The organism is Undibacterium sp. FW305-107 (assembly GCF_058788535.1).
The window spans coordinates 701,387-712,925 of sequence record NZ_JBYTAV010000001.1; the positions used below are offsets into that span (position 1 = coordinate 701,387).

Annotated in this window: 9 protein-coding genes; 4 read left to right on the plus strand and 5 right to left on the minus strand. The window is 54.1% G+C overall.

What is annotated here, in order from left to right:
* Window positions 1-46: 46 nt before the first annotated feature.
* The 4 genes from AC3WQT_RS03285 to msrB form a co-directional block, all read right to left on the minus strand.
* Complete coding sequence (locus tag AC3WQT_RS03285; protein ID WP_492702216.1) at window positions 47-1,489, minus strand: coniferyl aldehyde dehydrogenase; 1,443 nt, start codon at window positions 1,487-1,489, stop codon at window positions 47-49.
* Between the two features lie 156 nt (window positions 1,490-1,645).
* Window positions 1,646-2,353, minus strand: coding sequence for a peptide-methionine (S)-S-oxide reductase MsrA (gene msrA / locus AC3WQT_RS03290; RefSeq protein WP_492702218.1), 708 nt, complete (start codon window positions 2,351-2,353; stop codon window positions 1,646-1,648).
* 24 nt (window positions 2,354-2,377) lie between these two features.
* Window positions 2,378-4,240, minus strand: a complete 1,863-nt coding sequence (locus tag AC3WQT_RS03295; RefSeq protein ID WP_492702220.1) for a cytochrome c biogenesis protein DipZ — start codon at window positions 4,238-4,240, stop codon at window positions 2,378-2,380.
* A gap of 140 nt (window positions 4,241-4,380) precedes the next feature.
* Entirely contained in the window at window positions 4,381-4,869 is a 489-nt protein-coding gene (msrB, locus tag AC3WQT_RS03300) for a peptide-methionine (R)-S-oxide reductase MsrB (protein WP_492702222.1), read from the minus strand.
* A gap of 159 nt (window positions 4,870-5,028) precedes the next feature.
* Between msrB and AC3WQT_RS03305 the strand changes: the two genes are divergently transcribed.
* Entirely contained in the window at window positions 5,029-5,745 is a 717-nt protein-coding gene (locus AC3WQT_RS03305) for a response regulator transcription factor (RefSeq protein ID WP_492702224.1), read from the plus strand.
* Entirely contained in the window at window positions 5,742-7,220 is a 1,479-nt protein-coding gene (locus AC3WQT_RS03310; RefSeq protein WP_492702226.1) for a sensor histidine kinase, read from the plus strand. The genes AC3WQT_RS03305 and AC3WQT_RS03310 overlap by 4 nt, the downstream gene beginning before the upstream one ends.
* 19 nt (window positions 7,221-7,239) lie before the next feature.
* On the opposite strand, the gene AC3WQT_RS03315 is transcribed toward AC3WQT_RS03310, so the two are convergent.
* On the minus strand, window positions 7,240-8,166 hold the full coding sequence (locus AC3WQT_RS03315) for a LysR family transcriptional regulator (protein ID WP_492702228.1): 927 nt from the start codon (window positions 8,164-8,166) through the stop codon (window positions 7,240-7,242).
* 109 nt (window positions 8,167-8,275) lie between these two features.
* Between AC3WQT_RS03315 and metE the strand changes: the two genes are divergently transcribed.
* Both metE and AC3WQT_RS03325 read left to right on the plus strand, forming a co-directional pair.
* A complete protein-coding gene (metE, locus tag AC3WQT_RS03320; RefSeq protein ID WP_492702230.1) occupies window positions 8,276-10,588 on the plus strand; it encodes a 5-methyltetrahydropteroyltriglutamate--homocysteine S-methyltransferase in 2,313 nt (770 codons plus the stop codon).
* A gap of 258 nt (window positions 10,589-10,846) precedes the next feature.
* Window positions 10,847-11,464: a phosphohydrolase gene (locus tag AC3WQT_RS03325; protein ID WP_492702232.1), complete on the plus strand. Its 618-nt coding sequence runs from the start codon at window positions 10,847-10,849 to the stop codon at window positions 11,462-11,464.
* Window positions 11,465-11,539: the final 75 nt, after the last annotated feature.

Here is an 11,539-nt window from a genome sequence, read left to right on the forward strand (position 1 = left end):
ATGTGAATTGGTGATGCAAGTCGATAAGGTATATAGAAATTAATTCTCAGCCTATAAGCTTTAATAACTTCAGCATGCGTGCAAAGGTTTTTCCGTAAGGCGGATAAAGCAGGTGCATGCCATTCAGGCTGCTTTGATAGAACACAGGCTTCTCCTTGCTCAGCGCACGGAAACCCCATTCGCCATGGTAGGCACCCATGCCGCTGGCACCAACGCCACCGAAAGGCTGTGATTCCTGACTCAGATGCCACAGGCAATCATTGATGGTCACACCACCAGAGACGGTTTGTTGCAGCACCAGGTCGCGGTTACGATTGTCAGTGCCGTACCAGTACAGGGCCAGCGGACGCTCTCTCTCAATGATGAATTCTATCGCCTCTTTGATGTCGCCCTGATAGGTGATGATCGGCAGCAAGGGACCAAAAATTTCTTCCTGCATGATGCGCATGTCTGGCGTGGCATTCAAGACCAGCACCGGTGCCTGTTTGCGTGCGGCTGTCATGCCTGCAGACTGGGCAGTGCTGGTGAGTGGCAGCAATTGCGCACCTTGCTCGACTGCATCATTCAACAAGCCTTGCAGGCGCTGGTAATGATGGTCGTTGATGATGGCGGTGTAGTCTGGATTGTCTTCCAGCACCGGGTACATTTTGCCCGTGGCGGCCATCAACGCTGCCACCAGTTCATCACGCTTGTCTGCTGGCACCAGCACATAATCTGGTGCCACGCAGGTCTGGCCTGCATTGAGTAATTTGCCAAAAGCCAGACTGGCTGCGGCGGTCTTGATATTGGCGCTGGCATCCACTATGGCCGGGGATTTGCCACCGAGTTCCAGCGTTACCGGTGTCAGGTTTTTGGCTGCAGCAACTGCCACATGCCTGCCGATTGCGGTTGAACCTGTGAACACCAGGTGATCGAAACGCAGTTCAGAAAATGCTTTCGCTACATCGGCACCGCCAGTGACAACCACCATTTCATCCTCAGAGAAATAATCAGCAACCAGCTTCGCCAGCAGTGCTGAATAATGTGGCGTCAGTTCTGACGGTTTGAGCATGACGCGGTTGCCTGCGGCAAAGGCGGCAATGGTAGGCCCCAGCGCCAGTTGATGCGGATAATTCCATGGAGAGATGATGCCAACCACACCCAGGGGCTGGCTCAGCAACCTGTTCTTTGCAGGCAAATATTGCAGGGCGGTAGCAGCACGCTGTGGCTTCATCCAGCCAGCAAGGTGGCGCCTGGTGTGCTTGATGGAAGAAACAATCAACGATAAATCTGCCAGTTCGGTTTCATGTGCAGAGCGATGCCCAAAATCCTTGCTGATCGCCTTGTTGATTTCAGCGCCATGTTGCACGGTTATTTTTTCCAGGCGATTGAGCCAGTCCAATCGTTGTTGCAGATCAGGATGAGGCTGGGCGCGGTAGGCGACACGCAAACGCTTCAGCGTTGCTTCCAGGGTTTGTGCAATGACTTCGGGTGCCAGATTCATTTCCATACCGGTCTCCTGAACATAAGTGAGCATTAATGCAATTTTGCCATTATGCGTCAAATTTCAAGCGGATCAAGGTATAAATGTATGAGCAGCCTTACATATCAAAAATGCGCATGGAAACCAGCCAGCATCACCTGACCGGTTTTTGACATCATCTACTCAAATACCCTTGCGCACCAGAACCGGATCAGGCCTATATACCGCTGGCATGACACGCTTGAGGTTCTCGACCTTGGGCAAGTCGTTGATCGCAATGTATGGCTCATTAGGATGCAGGGTCAGGTAATTCTGATGATAGCCCTCTGCCGGAAAAAATCCTGTGTCTGCTTCCAGGGTAGTCGCCAGTTTGCTACGGAAAGCATGCGAGGCATTCAGTTGGGCCATGTATTTTTCAGCTACATCGCGTTGCATCAGCGTGGCTGGAAAAATCGCGGAACGGTATTGCGTGCCACTATCCGGACCCTGGCGGTTCAACTGGGTGGGGTCATGTGCAACTGAGAAAAATATCTGCAGCAGCTTGCCATAACTGATCTGGGTGGGGTCATAGGTCACCTGCACTGCTTCTGCATGACCAGTTGCGCCTGAACCTACCAGTTCATAATGCGCAGTAGCTGCCTTGCCACCGGCATAGCCCGAGACTGCATTGGTGACGCCACGTACATGCTGGAAAACGCCCTGCACACCCCAGAAGCAACCACCGGCAAACACTGCGGTCTCCGTCTTGGCGCTGCCTGCCGGTGCATCCGCCACTGGGGCGGCAATGATGACTGCTGCCTCACCGGCCCTTACCTGACCATTCAAAACCAGTGCTGCGGCGACACTGCCTATGCCCAGCACCAGTGCTGTGAATCTGTTTGCTATTTTCATGCCGTACTCCTTGTAGAAGGAAAATCAACCAAAAGTGAAGGCGTAGGCCTCTACTCCCGGATCAAGAAACTCTATGCTGAAAGTGTGCCCGACGACTTTACCGGATTGCCGCACCAGTTGGTACAAGCGCTGTCCAGTTACGGTGCCGGCACCGTCGGCTGCTATGTCGCTGCCATGCGCTGCACCAGGTGCAGCGCCGTCAATAGTGACGCGGAAACGCACGGGCTTGCCGTCTTTGCCTGGACCCAGCACCAGATGCAGGTCACGGGCATGGAAGCGGTAAGTGATGCGCCCACCCTTCTGCGTCAGGGCGGCATGCTCTTCCTGTACCTTCCAGTTACCTGCCAGACCCCATTGATTCAGCGTCAGTTGCGCTGGCAAGCTGTAATCGGCATTGCGGTTTTGCTGTACACCGCCAGTTGACACAAAGTTTTGCACGCGGCTGTAACCAAGATAGGTTTCTGGTGATTTGACCTGGCTATCGTCCGCTGCCATTTGTGCACCAGCCGCCCCCGTCTCGATGACGACATCATTGGCGACATTTTTCTGCCCTGCTTCTTCCAGCAATTGCTGTATCACCTGTTCAGATTGCACATATTCACCTTCACCAAAATGATGGTGGCGTATGCGGCCATTGGCATCGATGAAATAATGCGCAGGCCAGTATTTGTTACCAAAGGCACGCCAGATTGCATAGTTGTTGTCGATGGCAACCGGGTAGCTGATACCCAGGTCACGCACGGCATTGCTGACATTGGCAGGATCACGCTCAAACGCAAATTCAGGCGCGTGCACACCAATCACGACCAGGCCCTGGTCACGGTATTTCTTCGCCCATGCCTGCACATACGGCAGGCTGCGCAGACAGTTGATGCAAGAGTAGGTCCAGAAGTCGATGAGCACGACCTTGCCTTTGAGCTCTTGCGCAGTCAGTGGTTTGGAATTGAGCCATTGTGTTGCACCATCCAACGCTGGCATGCCCCCTTCTTCTGGTAAAGCGCCTGCTGTAGCTGCATTGCTACCATGGGCAGACATCATGGCATTCGATGGCGCCATGATGTTAGATGTCATCTGCTTGTTCGATGCCATCATTGCATTCGAGGCCATCATCGCTCCCTGTTGCGGTGCGGTCTGTGTCTGCGCTGGATTGGCTTGTACATCCGGTGAATTTGGCGCATAGCGGTCTATCAATTGCTGTTCCAAACCTGAGGTGGCAACAGTAGATAAGCGTGTCAGCAGGCCAGTATCCAGACCCAGCGCAATCGCAGCAACACCGGCTATCATCGCAGCACCCAAAATGCGGCGTACCCATTCACCAGCACCCAGTGAGCGTTTCATCGCGGCAAATACCTTGCCACCTATCAGCAAGGCCACTGCCAGTGAAGTCGCGGCACCGGCAGCATACGCCAGCAGCAGGAAAGTTGTCTGTACACTCGCACCATTGAGTGCTGCGCCAGTGAGCAGCAGACCAAGTACCGGCCCGGCACAGGGTGCCCACAACAGGCCAGTCGCCACACCAAGCAATAACGATGAACCTATGCCACCGCCATCTGCCTGTGCCGTACTTGATAAACGGTCACCAGCAGCTACCAGTGGCTTGGTGAGCTTGTCAGCCAGGTGCGGGAACAATAGCGTCAGGCCAAAGAAAGCCAACAAGGCCATTGCCAGCCATCGGCCATATTGATTGGTCTGCAACACCCAGTTGCCACCCACCGCAGCCAATGTGGCAACAGCGGCAAAGGTCAGCGCCATACCCACCAGCAGAGGCAAGCCACTGCGGCGGAAGGGCTGGCCGGTGCGGGCAAAGACAAACGGCAGCACCGGCAGGATGCAGGGGCTGAGTATGGTCAGCACGCCACCAAGATAAGAAATAAGTATCAACAACATGTTTGCTTTCTGTGTACAGTTCAGAACGTGTTTACGATCTATAGCGAGCGGGGGTCAGCGGGGCCAGGTTAACAAAAATGCAGCGCATGAACCCCGCATGAACTCCGATTGCGCACGCGCTTTAGATCGTAAGCAGGTTCTCAGGCTTTGCCGGGGGTGAATGTCATCGCTATACCATTCATGCAATAGCGCAGGCCGGTAGGACGCGGGCCGTCATCAAATACATGGCCGAGATGACCACCGCAGCGGCGGCACAGTACTTCTGTACGAAGCATGCCAAAGGTGGTGTCGGTCACATTGTTGACTGCGCGCTCCAGCGGCGCATAAAAACTGGGCCAGCCAGTGCCGCTGTCGAACTTGGTCTTCGATGAAAACAGCGGCAACTGGCAACCAGCGCAACTGAACTGGCCACTGCGATGTTCATCATTGAGTGGGCTGGTAAAGGCCCGTTCGGTCGCGCCACGGCGCAAGACCTCGTATTGCATGCCGGTCAGCAGACGACGCCATTCGGCATCGGTGCGCTGGACTTCGAACGCAGTGTTGGATGAATTACCGGCGGGGGCTGCTGATAACATGGGGCTCATGGCCAGCATGCTGCCAGCCAGTAAAAATTGACGTCGGTTTTGCATAAATCCTCCTTGGTGTTGGTTCCACTCCTGTACCATGATTCTTATTGTGCGCCCCAATCGCTGTCCAAGTCTTCACGTAAAGTTAAACGATTTGTGATACTTTTTTACCCGTAAATCCTGCACAATGACAACATTAAAGCAGCCTGCCGGAGCCTTGCCTTGGATACAGTAAAACGTATATTGATCGTGGAAGATGATATGCCCATCGCCGACCTGCTGCGCCTGCACATGAAGGACGAGGGCTATCAGGTCACGCATTGTGCTGACGGCAAACAAGGTCTCGCACAATTGCGTACTGGTAAATGGGATGCCCTGATACTCGACATCATGCTGCCCGGTGTCGATGGGCTGGAGATTTGCCGCCAGGCGCGCGCCATGGAAAACTATGTTCCGATTATCATCATCAGCGCCCGTTCCAGCGAAGTGCACCGCATTTTGGGACTGGAACTGGGGGCTGACGATTACCTGGCCAAACCTTTCTCGGTGCTGGAACTGGTGGCCCGCGTCAAGGCCATGCTGCGCCGTGCCGATGCGATGGACAAGAGCCGCCGCACTGAAGCCGGTGATGTAGCCGTAGATGGCGTGGCCTTGTCACCAGTGACACGCGTTGCCACTGCCGATGGCAAGTTGCTGGACCTGACCCCGCGCGAATTTGACTTGTTGTACTTTTTTGTACGCCACCCTGGCCAGGTATATTCGCGCCTGGATTTGCTCAACAAGGTCTGGGGTTACGAACATGAAGGTTATGAGCATACAGTCAATACCCACATCAACCGCCTGCGCGCCAAGATAGAAGCTAACCCAGCCGAGCCGCAGCGCATACTGACGGTATGGGGCAAGGGTTACCGTTATGCGCTGCCGGGAGAGGTGACGTGAAGCTGACACTATCACAGCGCTTATCGCTGGTTTTTTCTGCGTTGTTGCTGGCCAGTTGTGGTGTCTCTGCCTGGTTGCAGATACGCGCCAATGATATGCGTGAGATGGAAGTGGTGCAGGGCCTGTCACGCGGCCTGGCAGGCAGCATTGCAGTCAATGCGCAATTGACGGGTACAGAAGAAATGGGGCCTGATTCTGTACGTCGCCTGTTCGATCAATTGATGACCGTCAACCCCAGTGTAGAAGTCTATCTGCTCGATGAAACCGGCAAGATCATCGGCAATGCGGCACCGCCTGGCCGTCTGAAGCGCCAGCAAGTTGATCTGGCACCCATACGCAAATTCCTCGATGGACGCATGCTGCCCATACTTGGTGACGACCCACGCAGTGAAAGCAGGCGCAAGGTATTCAGCGTAGCGGCATTGCGCAGTAACAGGCCTGAAGCACATTACATTTACGTGATTTTGCAGGGTGAAGAGCATGACCGCTATGCCGCTCACGCAGGTATCAATGCCGTACTGCGTGTTACCTTGTTTTCGATGGCGCTGGTGGCCCTGCTGACCCTGGTGGCAGGCTGGGCTGCACTGCGCTGGGTCACTCGCCCCTTGCATAAACTGGCAGACACCATGCGCCGTTTTGATACCCAGGCTGAACAGCCCGTCGTACCGCCACCGTCAGCACAGGCTACTAACCAGCGTGATGAAATTGCCGTGCTGGAAACCAGTTTCGGGCAAATGGCGGCGCGCATCAATGAGCAATGGCACACCCTGAAACAAATGGACCATGACAGACGCGAAGTGGTCGCCAATATCTCGCATGACTTGCGCACGCCACTGACATCAATCCACGGCTACCTGGAAACCCTGGCTGCCAGAGATGCGACGCTGGATGCGGCTGAGCGACAACGCTATCTGGCGATTGCGCTGGGCCAGAGCCGCAAAGTCGGCCGCCTGGCGCAGGCATTGTTTGACCTGGCGCGTCTCGAACATGGCGGCGTAGCACCCGAGCCAGAAGCCTTCATGCTGAATGACCTGATACAGGACGTGTTCCAGAAGTTTGAACTGCAGGCACAAACCGGCCAGGTCGCGCTGGAAGCAGAACTGGATGGCAATGCCATGGTCATGGCAGACCTTGGCATGATAGAGCGGGTGCTGACCAACCTGATCGACAATGCCATACGCCATACACCGGCAGGCGGCGTGGTGACTGTGGCAGTAACAAAACGCTTGCAGGCAGTGGAAATCTGCATACGCGATACCGGCCCCGGCATACCCGTTGAATTGCTGGACAAACTGTTCAAGCGGCCATTTGCGCTCAGTGGTGAAAGGCACGGTGGTGGTGGTCTGGGCTTACTGATCGTGCACCGCATATTGCAATTGCATCACAGCAGCATAGAGTTGCGTAATGATGCAAGCAATACGGGTGCTTGTTTTTGCTTTGAATTGCCATTGGCGACAAGCCCAGGTGGAGTCTGACTTATCTAACTTACTTGACCTATTTTCCTGCTTTCTTCTTCACCTGACTTGAGCCACTAGCTTGCTTTGAATGCCTTGCCAGTTCAACGAAGGCTTTCAAATAATCGATATCCACATCAGCTTCGCGCGCCCCTAAAAATATCTGCTTGGCGATACCCTGGCGGCCCAGGCGTACCGCCACTACATCCATTTTTTCTGCATATTCTTCTGCCAGCCAGCGCGGCAAGGCGGCAACGCCACGGCCACTTGCTACCATCTGCAACATGATGTCCGTCGTCTCTATGGTCTTGTGTCGCTGCGGGCTGATCCCGGCTGGCATCAGGAACTGATTATAGATATCCAGCCGGTCTATCGCCACGGGATAAGTGATGAGCACTTCATCAACGAGCTGTGCTGGCTGCGCATAAGCGACCTTGGCCAGCCCATGTTTGCGGCTGACGACCAGCACCTGCTCGTAATCAAATACAGGTTCAAAATGCAGGCCAGGTTTGTAGAGTGGGTCAGGTGTCACCAGCAAATCAATTTCATAACCAAACAGGGCACCAATGCCGCCAAACTGGAATTTCTGTTTGACGTCGACATCAACATCGGGCCAGCTTGCCAGGTAAGGTGACACCACTTTCAACAACCACTGGTAACAGGGATGGCATTCCATGCCTATGCGCAAGGTACCGCGTTCACCACAGGCGTACTGGCTAATGCGTTCTTCTGCCATTGCCAGTTGCGGCAGCACACGGTTGGCGACGGCCAGCAAATATTCACCTGCCTGCGTCAGTCGCAGGCTGCGCCCTTCACGCAGCCAGATGTCAGTACCCAGTTGCTGCTCCAGCTTTTTGATGGCATGGCTAAGCGCTGACTGGGTCAGGAACAAGGCAGACGCTGCAGCGGTCAGCGAGCCCTGTTTTTCTACTTCCTGGATGATGGACAGATGTATGCGTTCAAGCATGATGTATGAGCAAAACTAATCGAATAATGAGAAAACATCATTTTACTTCATGATTTACTGACTATAGCATAGCCCTCATTCAATAATCTCAAGGAATGAAGACAACATCATGGTCACTACACATAATCTGGGCTTTCCCCGCATTGGTGCCAAACGCGAACTCAAGTTTGCGCTGGAATCTTACTGGAAGGGTGAATCTTCACGCGATGCACTGAAGGGTCTGGGTGCAGAACTGCGCCAGCGTCACTGGAGTCACCAGTCTGCACTGGACCTGACACCGGTTGGAGACTTCGCGTTTTACGATCAGATGCTGGACATGAGCTTCACGCTGGGCAATTTGCCTGAACGTGTCAGCGGTTTTCATGGCGATGTGCTGGACAATTACTTCCGCGTTGCCCGTGGCCGTTCTGCGAAAGGGCTGGAAGATCACAGTGCCTGCTGTGGTGCAAATGGGAGTGGAAGCGATGGTGTCGCGGCTGGTGAAATGACCAAATGGTTTGACACCAATTATCACTACATCGTCCCTGAATTTACTGCCGATACAAAGTTTGCGCTGGATGCTACACGCCTGCTGGAACAACTGGCAGAAGCCAAACGCCTGGGTGTGAAAGCCAAGCCAGTCGTCATTGGCCCAGTCACTTACCTGTCTCTGGGCAAGGCCAAGGATGATACTGACAAGCTGGCCCTGCTACCACGCCTGCTGCCTGTCTATGTAGAATTACTGAGCCAGCTTGCCGCTCAGGGTGTGGAATGGGTGCAAATTGATGAACCCATACTGGTCACCGAATTGGCGACAGAATGGAAGGATGCGATCAAGAGTGCCTATGCGACGCTGGCCACGAGTAAGGTCAAATTACTGCTGGCAACTTACTTTGGTCAGTTACAAGACAATCTGTCACTGACATGCCAGTTGCCTGTGCAGGGCCTGCATCTGGATGCCATCAATGCGCGTGCAGAAGTCAGCGCTGTCGTTGAACAATTGCCACAAGACCGCGTGTTGTCACTGGGTGTCATCAATGGCCGCAATATCTGGAAAACTGATCTCAATGCCGTGCTGGAATGGCTCACACCTATAGCAAAAAAACTGGGCGACCGTCTGTGGATAGCGCCTAGCTGTTCATTGCTGCATGTGCCAGTTGATCTGAACAGTGAACAAAAACTGGACGCCGACATCCGTTCGTGGCTGGCTTTTGCAATCCAGAAGCTCGATGAACTCAAGGTATTGGCGACTGCCCTGAATCAGGGTAGCGCCGCCGTCAAAAATGAACTGGAGGCCAACCAGGCAGCCATTACCGCACGCCGCACTTCACCACGGGTGAACAATGCTGCCGTCAAAGCCGCCGTTGCCGCCATTACTGCAGGCATGGGACAACGCCAGAGTGCCTATGCACAACGCGCCAGCAAGCAAGCCACATTGCTGAAGCTGCCAGCGTATCCGACGACGACTATCGGCTCTTTCCCGCAGACGGCAGAAATCCGTCATGCACGTAGTGAATTCAAGGCGGGCAGACTGGACGAAGCTGGCTATAAAGTCGCCATGCAGGCCGAGATTGCCCGCAGCGTGCGTGAACAGGAGGCACTGGGCCTGGATGTGCTGGTACATGGCGAAGCCGAGCGCAATGACATGGTTGAATACTTTGGTGAGCAGCTTGAGGGTTACGCCTTCAGCCAGTTTGGCTGGGTACAGTCATATGGTTCACGTTGCGTGAAACCGCCCATCCTGTTCGGTGACATTGCCCGCCCCAAAGCCATGACGGTGGAATGGAGCCGTTATGCCCAGTCGCTGACTGCAAAACCGATGAAGGGCATGCTGACTGGTCCGGTCACCATTTTGAACTGGTCTTTCGTGCGTGATGACCAGCCGCGTTCTGTGTCCTGTTACCAGCTTGCGCTGGCAATCCGCGAAGAAGTGCTGGACCTGGAAAAAGCAGGCGTGCGCGTGATCCAGATTGATGAAGCCGCATTGCGCGAAGGTTTGCCACTGCGTAAAGCACAATGGCAGGGATACCTGGGCTGGGCAGTAGAATCTTTCCGCATCACGGCCAATGGTGCACAGGATGAGACCCAGATTCATACCCATATGTGCTATTCAGAGTTCAATGACATCATTGAATCTATCGCTGGTATGGATGCTGACGTGATTACCATAGAAACCTCACGCTCTGACATGGAGTTGCTGGATGCATTCGATCACTTTAATTATCCTAACGAGATCGGCCCTGGTGTGTATGACATCCATTCGCCCAATATCCCGACACAAGCGCATATCGAGCAATTGATGAAGAAAGCGGCGGAACGTATCCCCGCCGAACGACTGTGGGTCAATCCGGATTGCGGCTTGAAGACACGCGCATGGGAAGAAGTGATCCCTGCGCTGACCAATATGGTGGCGGCGGCTAAAGCGCTGCGTAATGCAGCATAAGCGTGCTGCATACCCCCTGTAACGCTGTATAAAAAGTAAGTCTATGGCATATGGCGGTTGGCATCACTCATTGCGTGACACCAACCGTTAACGTCGTAAAACTGGCACGGAGAGGATACCGATGTGCATTAAATTTGATCGCAAAGACGACTTGCTTTCGGCTTACCGGACTGTCATTTTCCTCAAGATCAGTAAGCCTGAATAAGTTAAGATAGTAGTTTTCAAGCTGCGCATTTTGCACGGCATCAGGACAAACTATTGAAAACACGAGCATGGATCAGGCTGCCATCAGGCAAGCACCTGGATCTGATCAATCCCGATCCCCAGGCATGGCTGGACAGCGACCTGGCAGACAGACTGTCCCGCACTTACCGCTGGGGCGGTGAATCCTGCTGGGCCAGGCCGCTGTCAGTCGCACAGCATAGCCTGAATGTGCTGGCCTTGCGCAGTACCATGACAGACTCTGCCTTAAGCGCCGGTGCAGCGCTGCGCGAACTCTTGCATGATGGTGAAGAAGGCTTGCTTGCCTTCGATTGCATTTCACCACTCAAAGCGGTATTGGGTTCACCGTTCAAGGAAGTCAGCGACAGGTTGACAGATGCCATCATCAAACGCTATCAGCTCCCCGCCTGGGATGAGATGGATTACCGCCTGCATAAACTTGCAGATGAACTGATCGCCGCCTCAGAGGCCGTGCATTGTGCAGGCTGGCCACGCAATGAAGTGCTGGATGTGCTGGAAATCAAGCTCCCCATACTGGAAGAAGACCCACTTGCAGAAATCTATGATTGCCAACCATGGGAGCCTTGGCCATCAGATATCGCCTGCCAGCGTTTTCTGGAGAAGATGACCGCACTGGGCACAGCATCGACATAAGTCAGGATTCATCAAAAATTACCGGATAAACCCGGCACTATCCCACCCCAGATCGCTTACTTAAGCTACGCGCTG